Genomic DNA, 18,764 nt, shown 5'->3' with positions numbered 1-18,764 from the left:
TCACCGGGTCTGCCACGGGCGCTGTCATTGAGCATCTGGTTTGGCAGCTGCTTTGCAAGACATTGCTGATATCGGGTGCGACAGGACGACTCCCCTCCTCGACAGGCTGACACAGGGCAAACCCTTTCCCGGCTGCCAACGGTGTCGTAAGACAATCCAGCGTCGCGTTGACGGTTATAACGTATCGCGCCAGAATACGCCTGAAAGATGTACGGCCCTTGTGAGAAACATGGATCCCCGAAATCGGCCTATCTGCCGCAGGCTTTGCCGCGCTCGGAAGGTCCGCAGCGCGATATCTCACAAAATTCAAACCAGTTGACAGAATCCGAGATCGAAGCCTTGAGGAAGGACGCCGCAGACGCGCGCCAGATCATCCGGGCGATGATCCGCAAATAAAGCGTCCCGCGATATGCCCGCGCTATCAGTCGTCGTCCGATTGAAGCGCCCCACTCCCGACTAACAAACATCACCCGGAACCCGCTTGCTGGCGCGGTTGTTTTCCCAAGGTGGCCTGACGCCCTGCGCGGCAAGATCGCCCAAGCCCTGCAGCCAGCATGATCGGAGAGCCGATGCCCGCGCCAGTCCGCTATACCGACGATCTTGAAACCATCGACAGCGATGAAGCCGCCACCGTTCGGTCTCTTCTGGACAGCTTCGACCATATCCTGCGGACCACGGCGCGCGACTATGGCCATGCGGTGCGCTCGGTCCATGCCAAGGCGCATGCCGTGCTGCAAGGGACGCTGCAGGTGCATGAGGGCTTGCCCGCGGAACTGCGGCAGGGACTGTTTGCCACGCCCGGCACGCATCCCGCATGGCTGCGCGTCTCGACCAATCCGGGCGATCTGCTCAGCGACAAGATCTCGCTTCCGCGTGGCATCGCGCTGAAGGTCGAGGAGGCGCGCGGCCCGCGTCTGGATGGTGCGATCGGGCAGGCGCAAGACTTCCTGATGATCGACGGCCCCGCCTTTGCCGTGGCGACCGCGCATGATTTTGCCCGGCAGCTGAAGCTGCTGGCCGCGACGACGGACCGCGCCGAAGGCGGCAAGGTGCTGCTGTCAAAGATCCTGCAGACGGTGAATGCGGCACTGGGCCGGGTCGGGGCGGAAAGCGCCTCGCTTGCCGGGATCGGCGGCGCGCCGCAGGTGCATCCGCTGGGCCAGACCTATTTCAGCGCGACGCCCTTCCGCTATGGCGACCATGTTGCGAAGTTCCGGCTGCGGCCGCTTTCGGCCGATCTGACAGAACTGACCGGCAAGAAGATCGACACCAGCGACGGCGACAGCCCGATCCGGGCGCATGTCCGCGCCTCGATGGCGGGGTTCGATGCGGAATGGGCCTTCGAGGTGCAGCTGGCCCGCGACCTCGTCTGCCAACCCATCGAGGATGCGAGCCAGATCTGGGACGAGGATGAGGCCCCCTTCGCGCAGGTCGCCACGCTGCGGGTGCCGCGTCAGGACAGCTTGGATCCGGCGCAGGTCGATCAGGTGGATCTGGGGATGCGCTTCAGCCCGTGGAACGGATTGCAGGCGCATCGCCCGCTGGGCGGTGTGAACCGCGCCCGCCGCCTGCCCTATGAACAATCGGCGCAGTTCCGCGCCCGCTTCAACCGCTGCCCGATCCACGATCTGGACATGGCGGAATGACCGACCGGCCCGCGCGCGAGCAGGATCCGACGACGCCCTTTTACGCCCGACCCAGCGGTGGCTGGGGATCGCTGAAAAGCGTGGCCCGCCATGCGGTGCAGGACGGCATGTCGCTGGGCACATTGGCGACGCTCAGGCGCCAGAACAAGCCCGGCGGGCATATGTGCACCTCATGCGCATGGGCGAAACCGCCAGACCCGCATCTGGCCGAATTCTGCGAAAACGGCGCCAAGGCCACGATCTGGGATCTGACCCGCAGGCGCTGCGGGCCGGATTTCTTTGCCGCCCATCGCGTCGCCGAATTGCGCGACTGGTCGGATTACGACCTTGAGGCGCAGGGTCGCCTGACCCATCCCATGCGGTATGACGCCCAGACCGACCGTTACGTCCCGACCAGCTGGGACGCGGCATTCCAAGCCATCGGATCAAAGCTGCAGGCGCTGGATCCGGGCTCGACCGCGTTCTACGCCTCGGGCCGGGCCAGTCTTGAGACCTCGTTTCTCTATGGGCTGTTCGCGCGGCTTTACGGGCATAACAACCTGTCCGACAGCTCGAACATGTGCCATGAGACGACCAGCGTGGCCTTGAAGAAGGCCATCGGCTCGCCCGTCGGGACCTGCGTGCTGCAGGACTTTGAAAGCTGCGATCTGATCCTGTTCTTTGGCCAGAACACCGGCACGAACAGCCCGCGCTTTCTGCACCCCATTCAGGACGCCGTGCAGCGCGGCTGCCGGATCGTCACCTTCAATCCTGTGCGGGAACGCGGGCTGATCCAGTTTCTGGACCCGCAAAGCCCGGCCGAGATGCTGGGCGGGCAAGGCACCACGATCTCGCATCCCTATCTGCAATTGCGACCGGGCAGCGACATTGCCGCAATCGCCGGTCTGGCAAAGCATCTGTTCGACATGGACGACACGGCGCCGCTGATCGACCGCGCCTTTGTCGCCGCCCATACCACCGGCTTTGACGCGTTCGAGCGTCATATCCGCGCGCTTGACTGGTCGCAGATCGAGCATGCCTGCGGCCTGACCCGCGACGATCTGCACGAGGTCGCCCGGATCTATGCCCGGTCCGAGCGCTGCATCGCGGTCTATGGCATGGGGCTGACCCAGCATGTGCATGGCAGCGACAGCATCGCCATGCTGGTCAACCTGCTGCTGATGCGTGGCAATATGGGGCGGCCCGGCGCGGGGATCTGCCCGGTGCGCGGCCATTCCAATGTGCAGGGCCAGCGCACCGTCGGCATCTCGGAAAAGCCCGAGCTGGTGCCGCTGGACCGGCTGGCCCGGATCTTCGACTTCGCGCCGCCCCGCGATCCGGGCTGGAACACCGTTCATGTCCTGCAGGCTTTGCTGGATGGACGCTTGCGCGGTTTTGTCAGTCTGGGCGGGAATTTCGCGCGCGCCATTCCCGACCAGTCGCGCACCGATCCGCTGTGGCAGGGTCTGGCGCTGAACGTGCAGATCGCCACGCGGCTGAACCGGTCGCATGTGCTGGTGGGCGATGGCGCGTGGCTGCTGCCCTGTCTGGTCCGGGCCGAACGCGACATGCAGGGCGGCAAGCCGCAGGCCGTCAGCATGGAGGACAGCCTTAGCCACATCCACGGCTCGCAGGGGCGGCGCGCGCCCGCCAGTGACCAGTTGCTGTCAGAGCCCGCGATCATCGCCGGGATCGCGCAGGCGACGCTGCCCGACAATCCAAAGGTCGATTGGCCGGGCTGGGTGCAGGATTACGCCCGCATCCGCGACCTGATCGCCAAGGTCTATCCCGACCAGTTCAGCGATTTCAACGCCCGGCTGTTCAAGGCTGGCGGCTTTTATCGCGGCAACCCGGTCCGCCAGCGCGACTGGCAGACGGACAGCGGCAAGGCCGGTTTCGCGGTCCCCGAGACCCTGACCGCCTTGCAGGGCGCGCGGCAGTTCACGCTGATCACGCTGCGGTCGAACGACCAGTTCAACACGACGATCTATGGCGATGACGACCGGCTGCGCGGGTTGCGCGGCGACCGGATGATCCTGATGATCTCACGTCATGACATGCACCTGCTGGGACTGGCCAAGGGCGACCGCATCAGCCTTTGCGCCGATTATGGCGATGACATACCGCGCCGGGTCGATGGGCTGCGCATCGTGCCCTATGACCTGCCCCCCGGTTGCCTTGCCGCCTATTACCCGGAAACGAACCCCTTGGTGGCGTTGGGCAGCCACGACCTGCAATCCGGCACTCCGGCTTACAAGGGCGTGCCGGTCAGGATCGAAAGGATGGCGCCCATCGGGTAAGCCCGCGCCGGTCGCCGCCTAATCCACCCCTAGCGCCGGGGCGCGGCCATGCTTCAGCACATGTTCCACGCCGCGCCGCAGATGGTCGCGCAAGATCCCGATGGCACGTTCGGCATCATGATCCAGCGCGGCATCGCACAGCGCCTGATGTTCGATCCGGGATGCCGCCGGACGAAAGGCCAGCGCAATCATCTGATAGCGGAGGTATTTGTCAAAGATCTCGGCATGGGCATGGATCAGCACGGATGAGCCGCAGGCCGAGATCAGTTCCTGATGAAAGCGCCAGTCGCTTTGCCGCCACTGGTCGATATGCGCGGTGTCGCCAGCTTCCAGATGTTCCTCGTGGCTGTCCAGTTTGTGATGCGCAGCAACGACCCGCGATTCCCAGTCCAGCGTGCCCCGGGCAAAGCTGCGCGCCAGCGCGTGCTCTTCGATCAGCAGCCGCAGATCGGCGATCTCGTGCAGGCCCTTGGCCGAGATCGGCGCCACCTCGAAGCCGCGCTGCCCCTCGGCCAGCACGAACCCGTCGGTGGCCAGCCGGGCCAGCGCCTCGCGCAGCGTGCTGGCCGAGGCGGCATAGACCCCGCGCAACTGATCCAGCCGCAGCTTCTGTCCGGGGCGCAGATGGCCCTGAATGATGTCGCCGCGCAGACGCTGATAGATGCTGGCCCCGACGGTTTCACCGCTCATTCCGGTTGCCCCCGGTCGATCAGCAAGCCGCGCGCGACGGTATAGTCGATGCAGGCGCAGATATGCTTGGTCAGCACGGCGCGGGCGCGGTCGGTGTCGCGCGCAAGCGCCGCCGCCAGCAGCGCGTCATGTTCGCCCACCGCCTCTTGTCCGCGAAAGATCACCAGCAAAAGCTGATAGCGCAGGAAGCGGTCGATGATGCGGTCATGCGCCGCCAGCAGTTCCGCCGAGCCGCAGGCCGAGATCAGCGCGACATGGAATTCGCGGTCATAGCGTTTCCAGTCGGCGGTGGCGGCGCGGTCGCCTGCCAGCATCCGGCCTTCCATCCGCGACAGCTTGTGATGCGCGCCGACGACGCGGGCCTCCCAGTCCAGATCACCGGCGGCAAAGGCCATGCCGATGGCGTGGCATTCCAGAAGCACCCGCATCTCGGCGATCTCGCGCAGATCCTCGGCGGAAATGCGCGTCACCTCGAAGCCCTTCTGTGCCTCGAACAGGATCAGCCCCTCGGATGCCAGCCGCGCCAGAACCTCGCGCAGGGTGGTGACCGACACCTGATAGTCGTCGCGCAACCGTTCCAGCCGCAGCCGCGTGCCCGGTGCCAGACGGCCAAGGATGATGTCGCCGCGCAACCGGCCATAGGCGGTTTCCCCGGCCGATCCTGCCGTTTGCAATGCTGCGTTCATCACCCTGCCCCCGCCGCCATTCCGGACATGTCCCCATGCCTTATCATCGTGTGAAACAAAAAACATCCGATGAAATACGAATCCATTGTTGATCTGGCGAAAATCGGCTGCCATGCTGATCGGATAAAGCCAGCGCCGGGGAGGGCGACTGACTGTCAGGGAGGACATGATGACATTACGACTGACCCGCCGCGGCTTTGCCGCGCTTGGTGCGGCTGCGCTGTCCACGCCGTTTCTGGCCCGCGCCGGTCTGGCGCAAGAGGCGCGAAGGATCCGCTTCTCGGCGGTGTTTTCCGAACAGGACATCCGCGCCGAGATGATGCGCCGCTTTGCCGAAGGCATCGGCCCCGGCTTTGCCTATCAGGGCTTTTACGGCGGCGTGCTGTTCAAGCAGGGCACGGAACTGGTGGCCTTGCAGCGCGGCAATCTGGAAATGTCGAATATCGCGCCGCAGGACGTGTCCAAACAGGTCCCGGCTTGGTCGGCGCTGACCTCGGGCTATCTGTTCCGCGACGCGGACCACCTGACGCGGATGTTCGCCTCGGATGTCGGCACCGAGATGAAGACGCTGGCCGAGGATCAGCTGGGCATCAAGATCCTGGGCCCGACATTCTATGGCATCCGTCAGCTGGGCCTGAACACCACCAAGAAGATCGCGACGCCCGCCGATCTGGCCGGGGTCAAGCTGCGGATGCCCGGCGGTGAGGCGTGGCAGTTTCTGGGCACCGCGCTGGGGGCGAACCCGACGCCGATGGCCTATGCAGAGGTCTATACCGGCCTGCAGACCGGCGCCATCGACGGGCAGGACAATCCGCTGCCGAATGTCGACAACATGAAATTCTACGAGGTGATGAAGCAGATCGTGCTGAGCGCGCATCTGGTGGCCTTCGACCTGCTGACGGTCTCGGGCAAGCTGTGGAACGACATGACCGAAGACCAGCGCGCCGCGATGCAGAAGGCCGCCGATGACGCCATCGCCTTTTCCACCGCCGAACACAACACGCGCGAGGCCGAGCTGGCCAAGAAGTTCGCCGATATGGGGCTTGAGGTCTATGCCCCCGATGTCGACGCCTTCCGCAGCCATGTGCAGAAGGCCTATCTGGATTCCAGTCTGGCGCAAGACTGGCCCGAAGGGCTGATCGACCGGATCTCGGCGCTCTAGCTCTAGGCGCGCCCGCCCCCATCAGATGCCCCCATCAGATCCCCGTGCCAGATCCCCTGCACGGGCCCCAATCATCGAGGTTGTCCATGTCGCTTCCCAAAGCCGCCGCATGGCTGCGGCGCCGGGCCGAGAATGTCGTCGTGCTGATGCTTCTGGCGATGTTTCTGGTGTTCCTGCTGCAGATCGTGTCGCGCTATGTGCTGAACTGGCCGATCGGCTGGACACATGAAATCAGCGTGCTGTTGTGGATCTGGCTGGTGCTGTTCGGCGCGGCCTTCGTCGTCCCCGATACCGAGGAAATGCGCTTCGACCTGATCTATGGCGCGGTGGGCGCCCGCACCCGGCGGATCATGGCGCTGATCACCGGCATCGTGACGGTGGTGGCCTTGGTGACGGCAATGCCCGCGACATGGGATTACGTCAGCTTCATGCGGGTGGAATCGACCGCCTATCTGGGGATCCCGTTCAACTGGGCCTATGCGATCTATGTGATCTTTGCCGTGGCCATGATCGTGCGGCATCTGTGGATCGGCTTTCGCGCCATCTATGGCAAGGCCCCCAAGGCCTATGACCCGACGAAAGCGAGTTCCGGCGTATGAATTTCTTCGGTCCCTTTGCCATCACGGTCTATGGCATCACCGCGCTGGCCATGCTGGGCCTGCCCATCGGTCTGTCGATGATCGTGGCCTCGGTCGGTTATCTGTGGATGACCGGCATGGACATGGGCAGCGCGGCCGAACAGTTCCTGAACGGGATGTATTCCAATTATATCATCCTTGCCGTGCCGCTGTTCGTCTTTGCCGCCGAGATCATGAACTCGGGTTCCATGACCGAGCGGCTGCTGCGGTTCTGCAATGTGCTGGTCGGGCATCTGCGCGGCGGGCTGGCGCAGGTGAATGTGCTGCAAAGCCTGATCTTTGCCGGCATGTCCGGTTCGGCCATCGCGGATGCGGCGGGTTCGGGCCGGATGATGCAGAACATGATGACCCGCGACAATCGCTATACGCCCAGCTATGCCGCCGCGCTGACGGCGGTGACGGCGGTGATCGGACCGATCCTGCCGCCCTCGATCCCGCTGGTGGTCTATGCGCTCGTCTCGGATGCCTCGATTGGCTATCTGTTCATGGCGGGCGTCGTGCCGGGTCTGCTTATGACCGCCATGCAGATGGCGCAGGTCGGCTGGGACGCCCGACGCCACAATTTCCCGATCGAGGAACGCGTGCCGCTGCGCGAAATCCCGCGCGTGACATGGGCGGCCTTTCCGACGCTGCTGATGCCGGTGATCCTGCTGGGCTGCATCTATAGCGGCGTGACCACGCCGACCGAGGCCGCCGCCCTTGCCGCCGCCTATGCGGTGCTGGTCTCGGTGGTGATCTATCGCAGCCTGACATGGCGCGAAGGCTATAATGCCGTGCTGATCTCGGCCAAGACCTCGGCCTCGATCGGCATGATGATCGGCGGGGCGCTGGTCTTCAACTATGTCGTGACGATCGAGAACATCCCCGAAACCTTGCGCGCGCTGCTGCAGGGCTGGGATCTGACGCCGCTGCAATTCCTGCTGCTGGTCAATGTCATCCTGCTGGTGCTGGGCTGCGTGCTGGAAGGCACCGCCGTCCTTCTGATCATCGTGCCGGTCTTCATCCCCACCGCCGTCGCGCTGGACATCGACCTTGTGCATTTCGGCGTCGTGGTGGTGGTCAATATCATGCTGGGTCTGGTGACGCCGCCCTATGGGCTTTTGTTGTTCATCATGACCAATATCTCGGGCTCGCCGATGAAGGACATCATCCGCGACTGCCTGCCCTTCCTTGGCTGGATGGTGCTTTGCCTTGCGCTGATCACCCTCTTTCCCGACCTCGTGCTGTGGTTGCCACGCCTTGCCGGTTATGCCGGCTGACCAGAAAGACCTGTCATGACCATCCATATCCTGAACGGCCCGAACCTGAACCGCCTTGGCAAGCGCGAGCCGGAAATCTATGGCCACACCACCCTGGCCGAGGTCGAGGCATGGGCGCGCGACGCCGCGCAAGGCACGCCGGTCGAATTCCGCCAGTCCAATGCCGAATCCCAGATCATCGACTGGATCCATGAGGCCATCGACGATGGTGCCCGCGGCATCATCATAAACCCGGCCGGGCTGACCTTCACCTCGGTCCCGGTGATGGACGCGCTGAAGATGTTCCCCGGCCCGATCATCGAGCTGCATATCTCGAACATCCACCGCCGCGAGGCGATCTATCATAAATCGCTGATGTCGCCGGTGGTGACGGCGGTGATCGCCGGTCTGGGACCGAAGGGCTATCCCACCGCCGTCCGCGCGCTGCTGGAGCTGATCGGCTGATCTTGCCCGCGCGGCAAGCGCCGGGCCCTACAGGCTCAGGAAATCCGGATCCTCGGATATCGGGCGCGCCGATCTGATCGCGGCAAGATCCGGGGCGCGCGGCGCGAATTCGGGCAGGCCCGCGATCACCGCCTCAAGCTCGGCTGCGACCGCCAGAACGCCAAGGTCATCATACCGCCGCCCAACGATCTGCAGGCCAAAGGGCATCCCGTTGCCATCAAAGCCGCAGGGGATGGTGATCGAGGGATGCCCCGCCAGCGTCGAGGCGTAGGCCATCGCCAGCCAGTGATAATAGCTTTTCGTCGCGATGCCGTCGATCTGGGCCGGATAAAGTTCGTGCCAGTCGCGCGGGCTGATGGTCACCGCCGGAGAGATCACGACATCATGGGTCTCGAACCATGTCTGCCAGCGCTGGTGATATTCCCCCTGCATCGTCAGCGCCCCGGCGATGTCATCGGCGCTATAGCCGCGGCCCTCATGCACGTTCGCGGTCACGTTCGGGCCGACCATCGCGGGATGGTCGTCCAGCCGCTGGCCATGCTCGGCCACGAACAGCACCCCGCGCAGAACCGAGAAGATGCGGTCGGCATCCCGGCAATCGGGCGTCCCTTCCTCGGCCCGACCGAAGACCGGCGACAGCTGCGCCATGGCGCGGCGGAAATGCGCGCGGACGATATTTTCGGTGGGCGCGAACCCGTAATCCTCGGTAAAGGCCACGCGCAGTGCGGACAGATCGCGCCGCGGCAGACGGGCAAACCCCGCCACATCCCACGCCGTCCGGCCATCGACCACCGCCGTATAGGGATCGCGCATGTCGGGCCGCGCCATCACCGACAGCATCAGCGCGGCATCCTCGACATTGCGCGCCATCGGTCCCGAGGTCGGCAGCGGGAAAAAGCCTACGCCGCGCGTGCTGCCCGGAACCACGCCCGGCGACGGGCGATAGCCGACGACACCGCAGAACGCCGCCGGATTGCGCAGCGACCCCCCGGTATCCGATCCGGTCGCCAGCGGGAAATACCCCGCCGCCAGTCCCGCCGCCGATCCACCCGAAGATCCCGCGCAGGTCCGCGTCAGATCGTGGGGATTGGCGGTGGCGCCATAAACCCGGTTGCGCGTATTGCCGCCCGCGCTCCATTCGGGGTTGTTCGTCTTGCCCATGGGGATCGCGCCTGCCGCGCGCATCGCCGTGACGATCGCCCCGTCCTTGGCGGGAATATTGTCGCGAAAAAGCTCCGAGCCATAGGTGGTGGGCAGGCCCGCCACATCGATCATGTCCTTCACGCCGAAGGGCAGCCCGTGCAACGCGCCCAACCGTGTGCCAGCCGCTTGCGCGTCATCCGCCTTTTTCGCGTCCGCGCGCAGCCCGTCGAAATCGCGCGCCACCACCGCATTGATGGCGTGATCCAGCGCCTGAACCCGAGCGATGCAGGCATCGGCCAGTTCCCGCGCCGACAGCGCCCTGCGCGAGATCAGGCGACGCGCCTCTGCTGCGCCAAGATCGGCGGGATCGGTCGGGACTGTGGATGGCATGAAACGCATTTCCTTTCGCGGGGGCTTGGGGGGGCCTTACGGGGGGCATCCAACGCAAAAAAGCGACCGATGGCCAGAGATGCGGGATGCAGATCATCGAAAGATTGCCGGTTGCGCCGGACCCACGCCTTGAAATGTCGCAACCCTGACTTGTGGCGGTCACTGCGGCGATCATGCCGTCCCGCTTATCGACGCTTGCGCCCTACCGCGACCGGACACGCGGCAGCGCCGCGCGCCGGTTCGGCCTGCCCCTGCCCCGGCCTGCGCCTGCGGCATCGTCGCCGTGATCCCACCAGACGGCTGCGGCGGGGACGCAACTGACGGCTTATTCAGCGGATGAACGCATGGGCATCCTGCGGCTGCCAGCGAACATGCAGCCGGTCGCCCGCCGCCACCGCACCCAGCATCGGATGGCCGAAGTTCAGCCGCACCGACAGCGGATCGCCCCAGCCGGTGCGGGCGGAAATCGTGCTGTTATTGCCCAGAAAGGTCACGTCCTCGACGATGACCGGCAGCGAGGCGCCGTCGGGACCGGCTGCACGCGACAGCTCGATCCGTTCGGGTCGCAGCATCAGTTCGGCCAAGGCACCCGGCTGGCCCGCGCCATGCAGCGGCACATCGGCCAGTTCGGTGCCATCGGCAAAGCGCAGCGTGGCGCGGCCGTGATCGGCGGTAAACCAGCCCTGCGCACCAATCTCAGTGCGGCCGCGCAGCTCGCCGAATGGCTGTTCTACGAAGAAGCGACACCGGCGAAATCCGCGTGACATGCTATTGGATTGCGCTTGGCCGCAGCCTGCTGGCGCGGATCATCGTCGCAAGCCAGAACACCATTCTGATCGCGGCGACGGCGGTGCTGATTTCGGTGATCGTCGGCGGCACGCTGGGGCTGATCGCAGGCTATCGCGGCGGCTGGATCGGCGATGTGCTGCTGCGGCTGGCCGATGCGATCATGACGTTTCCGTCCATGCTGCTGGCGATGATCGTGCTGTTCGTGTTCGAGCCGGGGGTGACCAATGTCATCTTCGTGCTGGCCGTGTCGCGCATCCCGATCTTCATGCGCACCGTGCGGGCCGAGGTGCTGGAGCTGAAGCAGCGCATGTTCGTCGTGGCCGCCCGCGCCACCGGGGCCAGCACCGGGCGCATCCTTTTGCGCCACATCGCGCCGATGGTGCTGCCGACGATCATCAACCTTGCCGCGCTGGAGATGGCCTTCGTCATGCTGGTCGAATCCGGTCTCAGCTTCCTTGGCATCGGCATCCAGCCGCCCGAGGTGACATGGGGGCTGATGGTCGCCGATGGCCGCAACTATCTGGGCTCGGCCTGGTGGCTGGCCTTCTGGCCCGGCCTTGCGATCATGCTGACCGCGATGTCGCTGAACCTTCTGACCAACTGGCTGCGCGTCGTCACCGATCCGGTGGAACGCTGGCGCCTTGAAACCGAAGCGAGGTAACCCATGCCCCCTCTGTTGTCCGTCCGCAATCTGTCGGTCCGCTTTCCGTCCCGCGCGGGCCTTGTCCGCGCCGTCGAAGATGTCAGCTGGGACGTGAACGCCGGCGAAACACTGGCCATCCTTGGCGAAAGCGGCTCGGGTAAATCGGTCAGCGCATCGGCGGTGATGAACCTGATCGAAACGCCCCCCGCCGTGATCCCGCAGGGCCAGATCCTGTTTCAGGGTCAGGACCTGCTGCGCGCCGATGCCGAAACCCGCCGCAGGATCAATGGCAAAAGCATCTCGATGATCTTTCAGGATCCGCTGGCGGCGCTGAACCCGGTCTATTCCATCGGCTGGCAGATCGCCGAGACCATGCGCGTTCACGGCATCGCCCCGGATGTGGCGCAGGCCCGCGTCATCGAATTGCTGGCCCGCGTCGGCATCGACGATCCCGAACGCCGCATGAAGGACTATCCGCACCAGTTTTCGGGCGGGCAGCGCCAGCGTATCATGATCGCCTCGGCCATTGCGCTGAAACCGCAACTGCTGATCGCGGATGAGCCGACATCGGCCTTGGACGTGACGGTGCAGGCGCTGGTGCTGGATCTGCTGAAAGAGATTCAGGCCGAAAACGGCATGGGCATGGTCCTGATTACCCATGATCTGACGGTGGTGGAACGCGTGGCCGACCGCGTTGTCGTCATGCAGGCGGGGCGGATCGTGGAAAGCGGCACCTCGCGCGAGGTGATGCGCAATCCCCGGCACGACTATACCCGCCGCCTGCTGGACGCCGTTCCGGGGCGCGCCGGGTTTTCCGACATCGCGACCGGGCAGCCGCTTCTGTCGGTGCAGGGGGTCAGCAAGATCTATGGCGGTCACGCCCGTCAATTCGCGCGGTTGCAGACGCAGCCGGTGCGGGCGGTCAACGATGTCAGCTTCACCATGGCCAAGGGCGAGACGCTGGGCATCGTCGGCGAATCCGGGTCAGGCAAATCCACGCTGGCACGGATGATCCTTGGGCTGGACGACCCGTCCTCGGGGACCATCCGGTTCGACGGCACGCCCATTCAGGGCCTGTCGCCGCAGGATGCCTATCGGATGCGGCGCCGTGTCCAGTTCGTGTTTCAGGATCCGACCGCCTCGTTGAACCCGCGCATGACCGTGCAGCAGATCATCGCCGAGCCATGGGCCATCCATCCCGACGTGCTGCCGAAACGCCAGTGGCGCAGCCGGGTGGCCGAATTGCTGGAACAGGTCGGGTTGAAGGCCGAACATGCCGACCGCTACCCGCATCAGTTCAGCGGCGGCCAGCGCCAGCGGATCGCCATCGCCCGCGCATTGGCGCTGCGCCCTGAACTGATCGTCTGCGACGAGGCCGTCTCGGCCTTGGACGTGTCGGTGCAGGCGCAGGTGATCGATCTGCTCAAGGATCTGCGGCGCGACTACGGCCTGTCCTATGTCTTTGTCGCGCATGATCTGGCGCTGGTGCGCGATTTCGCGACCTCGGTGCTGGTGATGTATGGCGGCAAGATCGTCGAGCAGGGGCCGGTGCGGCAGGTCTATAACGCGCCGCAGCACGATTACACCAAGGCCCTGCTGCGCGCCAGCGGTCTGGTCCCGCAGCAGGCGGCCTGAGGGCGCGGCTATCGGTGGCCCTGCCGGTCATGGCGGCAGGGTCCTGACGACCCATGCGGCTGGGTCTGGCCTGCACCATGATCCGCACCTTAGGCGCCATGCGCGAACAGCCGCAGCGTCCTGCGGATCACGCTGCGGCAATCGACCGGGCATCGGTGTCGTCACGGCTGCAAGGGAACGCGCCAGCCTCGGCGTCAGGTGATCGGAAAACCCATGCAGACCCTATCGCTTAGCGAGGTGGCGCAGCTTCGCCATCGCGGGCCGCCTGTTTCTGCGCCCCGGTGACCGTCACGCAGATATTTTCTGCCCATTCTTCGGGCGGCAGGCCATGCTTTGCGCGGATCATTCCCATGACTCCGCCCTTTTCCATGTCAATATAAGTTTAGACATAGGGATTATCTAAGTTTATACATATAATATGCGAGAATTCACTCCGGGATGACCGCCGATGCAGCTTCTTGCGCATGCCCAGATCGCCGCCACGACCGATACACCAGCCGGTTTCGCCCGGATCCGGAATGGCGCCGATCTGACCTGCCGCATCGTCGTCCACCCGCACCATGCCCGTATCTTCGGAGGCACGCTTGTCTGAACTGACCCCCATGATCCTGATTCCGGGTGAAACCACTTTGGCCCAGCTTGAGCGCGTCTGGCGCGAAGGTCTGGCCGTGCAGCTGGATGACAGCGCCCGCCCCGGCATCGCGGCATCCGCCGCCCGCATTGCGGCGGCCGCCAATGGCGATGTGCCGGTCTATGGCGTGAATACCGGGTTTGGCAAGCTGGCCTCGATCAAGATCGCAGCCAAGGACACCGCGACGCTGCAAAGAAACCTGATCCTGTCGCATTGCTGCGGCGTGGGTGAGCCGGTCGAGCCGGAAACCGTGCGTCTGATCATGGTGTTGAAACTGCTGTCCTTGGGGCGCGGCGCATCCGGCGTGCGCCCCGAAGTGATCGCGCTGATCGAGGCGATGCTGGCCAAGGGCGTCCTGCCGGTGATCCCGTCGCAGGGCTCGGTCGGCGCCTCGGGCGATCTGGCGCCGCTGGCCCATATGGCCGCCGCGATGCTGGGCGAGGGGCGCGCGGTCTATCAGGGCCACGAGATGGCATCGGCTGAGGCTTTGGCCGCCGCCGGCCTGTCGCCGGTCGTGCTGGCCGCCAAAGAGGGGCTGGCGCTGATCAATGGCACGCAGGTTTCGACCGCCTTTGCGCTGGCGGGCCTGTGGGATGCCTATGCAAGCGCGCGGGCGGCGCTGGTCACCTCGTCGCTGTCGACCGATGCGATCATGGGCTCGACCGCGCCGTTTCTGGACCAGATCCACACCCTGCGCGGCCATCGCGGCCAGATCGTCGCGGCCCGCACCATGCGCGCGCTGATGGACGGGTCCGAGATCCGCGAAAGCCACCGGGACGGCGATACGCGCGTGCAGGACCCCTATTGCATCCGCTGCCAGCCGCAGGTGACCGGCGCCTGCATCGACCTGCTGGGCCAAGTCGCCCGCACCTTGCAGATCGAGGCGAATGCCGCGACCGACAACCCGCTGGTGCTGACCGAGGTGGATGCCATCGTCTCGGGCGGGAACTTCCATGCCGAGCCTGTGGCCTTCGCCGCCGACCAGATCGCGCTGGCCATTGCCGAGATCGGCGCGATTTCCCAGCGCCGCATCGCGTTGATGGTGGACCCCGCGCTGTCGCATGATCTGCCGCCCTTCCTGACGCCGGATCCGGGGCTGAATTCGGGGCTGATGATTGCCGAGGTGACTTCGGCGGCGCTGATGTCGGAAAACAAGCATCTGGCGACGCCGTGCAGCACGGATTCCACGCCGACCAGCGCCAATCAGGAAGATCACGTTTCCATGGCCGCGCATGGTGCGCGTCGGCTGAAACGGATGAACGCGAACCTTGCGCATATTCTGGGCATCGAGGCCATGTGTGCCAGCGCCGGCGTCGAATTCCGCGCGCCGCTGAAAACCTCGGGCGTGCTGCAACAGGTCATCGCCACGCTGCGCCAGACCATTCCGGCGCTGGATCAGGACCGCTACATGGCCCCCGATCTGGCCGAAGCCGCGCGGCTGATCCATGACGGCACGCTGGTCGCGGCGGTCCCGGCCGAACTGCTGGCCGAGGTGGTCGCATGACCCCGGTTCAGGTGGGGCCAGACGCGACCACGCTGCGGGCGATGTTTCACCGCGATGTCATCGGTGCCAATCGCGCTGGCGACGGAAAGCGAATGGCGTGCGCGCCCAAGACCATGACTTGAATCTGCCCGGCATTCTCTGATCCTAAGGGGCGCGGGGCCGCAACGCACCGGGACCACGCCCCTACCTGTCCAACAAGGAGCAACGACATGACTTTCCACATGACCGTGAAGGCGGCGGCGATCAGCCTGCTGGCCCTTGGCACGGCGGCACATGCCGACCAGCTGGCCGACATCAAGGCCGCGGGCAAGATCGTCACCGCGACCGACATGCATTACGCGCCCTTCGACATGCTGAAGAACGGCACCTATGAGGGCATGACCAAGGATCTGTTCGACGAGGTTTCCAAGGAAATCGGCGCCGAGCCGGTCTATCAGGACATTCCCTGGACCGCCGAACTGCCGGGCCTTGAGGTCAAGAAATTCGACATCGTGATCGCCCCCGTCACCATCACCCCCGAACGGCTTGATCGTTACACCTTTACCCTGCCCATCGCCGATGCCACCGTGTCGCTGGTCAAGACCGCCAATAGCGATCTGACCAAGCCCGAAGACATCAAGGGCAAGACCGTGGGCGTCCAGCAAGGCACCGCGCAGTTCAAGCAGCTTGAGGCTTACGGCGAAAAGCTGGGCGGCGTGACCATCAAGGAATACGGCACCACCGACGAAGCCTATGCCGATCTGGCGGCGGGCCGTCTGGACGCGGTGGCGGGTTCGCTGCCGAACCTGACCTATCTGGTCAAGGAACGCCCGGAAACCTTCGCCTTGTTCGAGCCTGCAAAATTCGGCGAGCCGAAATATTTCGCCTGGGTGCTGCGCAAGGATGCCGAGACGGAAACCTTTGCCAAGGCGATCAACGACGCCCTGCTGAAAATGACCGATGACGGCCGCATCAAGGCGATTCAGGAAAAATGGCTGGGCAGCTATACCGAACTGCCGCGCGAAGTGCCTGCCGAGTGATCCTTGACCGGGCAGAGGTGACGCCTCTGCCCGCCTTCCCGCCTGCCTCAGGACAAGATTATGTTCTCAATCCCCGTCTTTCTGGAAAGTTTCCAGCCGCTGCTTTGGGCTGCGCGCTATACGCTGCTGATCTCGGGGTTGGGCATCGTGCTGGGACTGATCATCGGCACGCTGATCTGTGCCGCGCGCCTGTCATCCTGGGCCGGGCTGCGCGCCTTTGCCGGGCTTTGGGTCAGCTTTCTGCGCGGCGTGCCGCTGCTGGTGCAATTGCTGGTGTTTTATTATTCGCTGCCCGTCATCGGGCTGGATATCCCGCCCATCGCCGCTGCGGTGATCTGCGTCGGTGTCTGCGCAAGTGCCTATATCAGCGAGATCTGGCGCGGTGCCATTGCCGCCCTGCCACGCGGTCAGGTCGAGGCCGCGCAGGCCATCGGCATGACGCCCCGCGATACATGGGTCCGGGTGATCCTGCCGCAGGCCTTCACCATGTCGCTGCCCGCGCTGGTCAACGAACTGATCCTGCTGGTCAAGGCCAGCTCGCTTGTGTCGGTGGTGGGCATTCTGGAAATCACCCGCGCCAGTCAGGCGCAGGCCGCGACCACCTTCCGCCCGCTTGAGGTCTATATCGCCGCGGCCTGCGTCTATCTGGTGATCAACCTGTGCCTTGCGGTGCTGGGACGTTATCTTGAACACAGGACGGCAGTGTGATGGACCTGATTTCGCAATACGGCCCGGCCCTGCTGCGCGGTTTCGGCGTCACCGTGACCTGCTGGCTGCTTGGCACGGTCTTCGGCATGGTGCTGGGACTGGGGATCGCGCTGGTCCAGCGTTATGCGCCGCGCCCGCTGCGCTGGCTGATCCAGATCTATATCGAAATCATCCGCGGCACGCCGTTTCTGGTGCAGCTGTTCGTGCTGTATTACGGCGGCCCGCTGATCGGCCTGCGGCTGGACGCGCTGCCTGCGGGCCTTTTGGGCCTGACCATCTATGGCAGCCCCTATTTCGCCGAGATCTTCCGGTCGGGCTTTCGTGCCGTCGGTCAGGGCCAGATCGAGGCCGCCCGCGCCATCGGCATGACCGAGCCTGCGATCATCCGTCGGATCCTGCTGCCCTTGGGGCTGGTCTCGGCGCTGCCTGCGCTGGTCAACTTCTCGATCATTCTGACCAAGGAAACGGTGATCCTGTCGGTCATCACCGTCCCCGAGCTGATGTATCAGGTCAACCGCATGTCCACGGAGACCTTTCGCTATGTCGAGGCCAACCTTGTGCTGGCGCTGTTCTTCTGGGGGCTCGTGGAAGCCATCAGCCGCCTTGGCCGCCGGTTCGAGCGCCGCGTGACCCAACATCTGATCGAAAGGACCTGAGATGCAGGCCTCATCCGTTGAAATCACTAAGGTCAACAAGTTCTATGGCCCGTTTCAGGCGTTGAAGGATGTCAGCCTGTCGATCCCGCCGGGCAAGGTCACCTGCCTGATCGGCCCTTCGGGGTCGGGCAAATCCACGCTGCTGCGCTGCATCAATTTCCTTGAGGAATACGACTCGGGCGAGGTGCGCATCGATGGCAAGCTGATGGGATATGACGCGCCGGGTCGCAAGATGTCGGGCAAGGCGCTTCGTGGCATGCGACGCGGCATCGGCATGGTGTTTCAGCAGTTCAACCTGTGGCCGCATATGACCGCCCTGCAGAACGTGGCCGAGGGGCTGATCCGGGTGCGCGGCATGGCGCGCCCCGAGGCCGAGACCCGCGCCGCCGAGGCGCTGCGCAAGGTCGGACTGGCCGACAAGATGGGCAACCATCCGGCCCGGCTGTCGGGCGGCCAGCAGCAGCGCGTGGCGATTGCCCGCGCCATTGCCATGGAGCCGCAACTGATGTTGTTCGATGAACCGACCAGCGCATTGGACCCCGAACTGGTGGGCGAGGTTCTGAACGTGATGAAGGCCCTGGCCAGTGAAGGCATGACCATGGTGGTGGTGACGCATGAGATGGGCTTTGCCGCCCATGTCGCCGATCAGGTGGGTTTCATGGAAAAAGGAGAGCTTGTCGCCGTGGACAGCCCGCAGGCGATCCTGCACGCGCCAAAGGACCCACGCATCTCGGATTTCCTGCAGACCTATCATGAACGCAATGCGTTCTAGATCCGGCATGGCGGCACATCCCGGCATGCGGCCTTTGCTATTTTCACCCGCCTGCGAAACCGGCGGCCGT

At 64.7% G+C, this 18,764-nt stretch carries 18 protein-coding genes; 14 read left to right on the top strand and 4 right to left on the bottom strand.

Annotated features, from left to right (window positions below):
• Positions 1-569: 569 nt before the first annotated feature.
• Both GL284_RS06900 and GL284_RS06895 read left to right on the top strand, forming a co-directional pair.
• Positions 570-1,646, top strand: coding sequence for a catalase family protein (locus GL284_RS06900; RefSeq protein WP_155043863.1), 1,077 nt, complete (start codon positions 570-572; stop codon positions 1,644-1,646).
• Complete coding sequence (locus GL284_RS06895; RefSeq protein WP_155043862.1) at positions 1,643-3,925, top strand: FdhF/YdeP family oxidoreductase; 2,283 nt, start codon at positions 1,643-1,645, stop codon at positions 3,923-3,925. Before GL284_RS06900 ends, GL284_RS06895 begins: the two co-directional genes overlap by 4 nt.
• Positions 3,926-3,943: 18 nt before the next feature.
• Here the strand turns inward: GL284_RS06895 and GL284_RS06890 are convergent, their stop codons facing one another.
• Both GL284_RS06890 and GL284_RS06885 read right to left on the bottom strand, forming a co-directional pair.
• Complete coding sequence (locus tag GL284_RS06890; protein WP_155043861.1) at positions 3,944-4,615, bottom strand: GntR family transcriptional regulator; 672 nt, start codon at positions 4,613-4,615, stop codon at positions 3,944-3,946.
• Entirely contained in the window at positions 4,612-5,301 is a 690-nt protein-coding gene (locus GL284_RS06885) for a GntR family transcriptional regulator (RefSeq protein ID WP_155043860.1), read from the bottom strand. Before GL284_RS06885 ends, GL284_RS06890 begins: the two co-directional genes overlap by 4 nt.
• 166 nt (positions 5,302-5,467) lie before the next feature.
• Between GL284_RS06885 and dctP the strand changes: the two genes are divergently transcribed.
• The 4 genes from dctP to GL284_RS06865 all read left to right on the top strand — a co-directional run bounded on the left by dctP (position 5,468) and on the right by GL284_RS06865 (position 8,804).
• The gene (gene dctP, locus GL284_RS06880) at positions 5,468-6,463 is read left to right on the top strand and encodes a TRAP transporter substrate-binding protein DctP (protein WP_230383496.1); all 996 of its coding nucleotides are present in this window, start codon (positions 5,468-5,470) and stop codon (positions 6,461-6,463) included.
• A gap of 86 nt (positions 6,464-6,549) precedes the next feature.
• Entirely contained in the window at positions 6,550-7,062 is a 513-nt protein-coding gene (locus GL284_RS06875) for a TRAP transporter small permease (RefSeq protein WP_155043858.1), read from the top strand.
• Positions 7,059-8,360 (top strand): TRAP transporter large permease, encoded by a 1,302-nt coding sequence (locus GL284_RS06870; protein ID WP_155043857.1) that lies wholly within the window; start codon positions 7,059-7,061, stop codon positions 8,358-8,360. The genes GL284_RS06875 and GL284_RS06870 overlap by 4 nt, the downstream gene beginning before the upstream one ends.
• A gap of 15 nt (positions 8,361-8,375) precedes the next feature.
• Positions 8,376-8,804, top strand: a complete 429-nt coding sequence (locus tag GL284_RS06865) for a type II 3-dehydroquinate dehydratase (RefSeq protein WP_155043856.1) — start codon at positions 8,376-8,378, stop codon at positions 8,802-8,804.
• A gap of 27 nt (positions 8,805-8,831) precedes the next feature.
• On the opposite strand, the gene GL284_RS06860 is transcribed toward GL284_RS06865, so the two are convergent.
• Together GL284_RS06860 and GL284_RS06855 are read right to left on the bottom strand one after the other, a co-directional pair.
• A complete protein-coding gene (locus GL284_RS06860; protein WP_155043855.1) occupies positions 8,832-10,337 on the bottom strand; it encodes an amidase in 1,506 nt (501 codons plus the stop codon).
• Positions 10,338-10,666: 329 nt separating this feature from the next.
• Positions 10,667-11,104, bottom strand: a complete 438-nt coding sequence (locus GL284_RS06855; RefSeq protein ID WP_155043854.1) for a TOBE domain-containing protein — start codon at positions 11,102-11,104, stop codon at positions 10,667-10,669.
• On the opposite strand from GL284_RS06855, the gene GL284_RS06850 reads away from it, so the two are divergent.
• The 8 genes from GL284_RS06850 (at position 11,098) to GL284_RS06815 (ending at position 18,694) form a co-directional block, all read left to right on the top strand.
• Positions 11,098-11,787, top strand: coding sequence for an ABC transporter permease (locus GL284_RS06850; protein WP_341870299.1), 690 nt, complete (start codon positions 11,098-11,100; stop codon positions 11,785-11,787). The two genes, GL284_RS06855 and GL284_RS06850, sit on opposite strands and share 7 nt — an antisense overlap.
• A 3-nt stretch (positions 11,788-11,790) precedes the next feature.
• Positions 11,791-13,404, top strand: coding sequence for an ABC transporter ATP-binding protein (locus GL284_RS06845; protein ID WP_155043852.1), 1,614 nt, complete (start codon positions 11,791-11,793; stop codon positions 13,402-13,404).
• Positions 13,405-13,852: 448 nt separating this feature from the next.
• Positions 13,853-13,996 (top strand): hypothetical protein, encoded by a 144-nt coding sequence (locus tag GL284_RS06840; protein ID WP_155043851.1) that lies wholly within the window; start codon positions 13,853-13,855, stop codon positions 13,994-13,996.
• A 10-nt stretch (positions 13,997-14,006) separates the two neighbouring features.
• Complete coding sequence (gene hutH / locus GL284_RS06835) at positions 14,007-15,539, top strand: histidine ammonia-lyase (protein WP_230382949.1); 1,533 nt, start codon at positions 14,007-14,009, stop codon at positions 15,537-15,539.
• Positions 15,540-15,748: 209 nt separating this feature from the next.
• Positions 15,749-16,558, top strand: a complete 810-nt coding sequence (locus GL284_RS06830) for a transporter substrate-binding domain-containing protein (RefSeq protein ID WP_155043850.1) — start codon at positions 15,749-15,751, stop codon at positions 16,556-16,558.
• 60 nt (positions 16,559-16,618) lie between these two features.
• Positions 16,619-17,266 carry an amino acid ABC transporter permease gene (locus GL284_RS06825; protein WP_155043849.1) on the top strand — a complete coding sequence of 216 codons (648 nt, stop codon included), beginning with the start codon at positions 16,619-16,621 and terminating at the stop codon, positions 17,264-17,266.
• Positions 17,266-17,922, top strand: a complete 657-nt coding sequence (locus GL284_RS06820) for an amino acid ABC transporter permease (protein ID WP_155043848.1) — start codon at positions 17,266-17,268, stop codon at positions 17,920-17,922. Before GL284_RS06825 ends, GL284_RS06820 begins: the two co-directional genes overlap by 1 nt.
• A gap of 1 nt (position 17,923) precedes the next feature.
• Entirely contained in the window at positions 17,924-18,694 is a 771-nt protein-coding gene (locus GL284_RS06815; protein ID WP_155043847.1) for an amino acid ABC transporter ATP-binding protein, read from the top strand.
• Positions 18,695-18,764 lie beyond the last annotated feature (70 nt).

Source organism: Paracoccus shanxieyensis (assembly GCF_009711265.1).
GTDB classification, from domain to species: Bacteria; Pseudomonadota; Alphaproteobacteria; order Rhodobacterales; family Rhodobacteraceae; genus Paracoccus; species Paracoccus shanxieyensis.
This window is presented reverse-complemented; position numbering and strand designations above follow the sequence as displayed.

Excerpts from the sequence above, each read along its gene's own strand:
- GL284_RS06900 (WP_155043863.1), top strand. The coding sequence starts at position 570 with ATGCCCGCGCCAGTCCGCTATACCGACGATCTTGAAACCATCGACAGC.
- GL284_RS06895 (WP_155043862.1), top strand. The coding sequence starts at position 1,643 with ATGACCGACCGGCCCGCGCGCGAGCAGGATCCGACGACGCCCTTTTAC.
- GL284_RS06890 (WP_155043861.1), bottom strand. The coding sequence starts at position 4,615 with ATGAGCGGTGAAACCGTCGGGGCCAGCATCTATCAGCGTCTGCGCGGC.
- GL284_RS06885 (WP_155043860.1), bottom strand. The coding sequence starts at position 5,301 with ATGAACGCAGCATTGCAAACGGCAGGATCGGCCGGGGAAACCGCCTAT.
- dctP (WP_230383496.1), top strand. The coding sequence starts at position 5,468 with ATGATGACATTACGACTGACCCGCCGCGGCTTTGCCGCGCTTGGTGCG.
- GL284_RS06875 (WP_155043858.1), top strand. The coding sequence starts at position 6,550 with ATGTCGCTTCCCAAAGCCGCCGCATGGCTGCGGCGCCGGGCCGAGAAT.
- GL284_RS06870 (WP_155043857.1), top strand. The coding sequence starts at position 7,059 with ATGAATTTCTTCGGTCCCTTTGCCATCACGGTCTATGGCATCACCGCG.
- GL284_RS06865 (WP_155043856.1), top strand. The coding sequence starts at position 8,376 with ATGACCATCCATATCCTGAACGGCCCGAACCTGAACCGCCTTGGCAAG.
- GL284_RS06860 (WP_155043855.1), bottom strand. The coding sequence starts at position 10,337 with ATGCCATCCACAGTCCCGACCGATCCCGCCGATCTTGGCGCAGCAGAG.
- GL284_RS06855 (WP_155043854.1), bottom strand. The coding sequence starts at position 11,104 with ATGTCACGCGGATTTCGCCGGTGTCGCTTCTTCGTAGAACAGCCATTC.
- GL284_RS06845 (WP_155043852.1), top strand. The coding sequence starts at position 11,791 with ATGCCCCCTCTGTTGTCCGTCCGCAATCTGTCGGTCCGCTTTCCGTCC.
- GL284_RS06840 (WP_155043851.1), top strand. The coding sequence starts at position 13,853 with ATGCAGCTTCTTGCGCATGCCCAGATCGCCGCCACGACCGATACACCA.
- hutH (WP_230382949.1), top strand. The coding sequence starts at position 14,007 with ATGATCCTGATTCCGGGTGAAACCACTTTGGCCCAGCTTGAGCGCGTC.
- GL284_RS06830 (WP_155043850.1), top strand. The coding sequence starts at position 15,749 with ATGACTTTCCACATGACCGTGAAGGCGGCGGCGATCAGCCTGCTGGCC.
- GL284_RS06825 (WP_155043849.1), top strand. The coding sequence starts at position 16,619 with ATGTTCTCAATCCCCGTCTTTCTGGAAAGTTTCCAGCCGCTGCTTTGG.
- GL284_RS06820 (WP_155043848.1), top strand. The coding sequence starts at position 17,266 with ATGGACCTGATTTCGCAATACGGCCCGGCCCTGCTGCGCGGTTTCGGC.
- GL284_RS06815 (WP_155043847.1), top strand. The coding sequence starts at position 17,924 with ATGCAGGCCTCATCCGTTGAAATCACTAAGGTCAACAAGTTCTATGGC.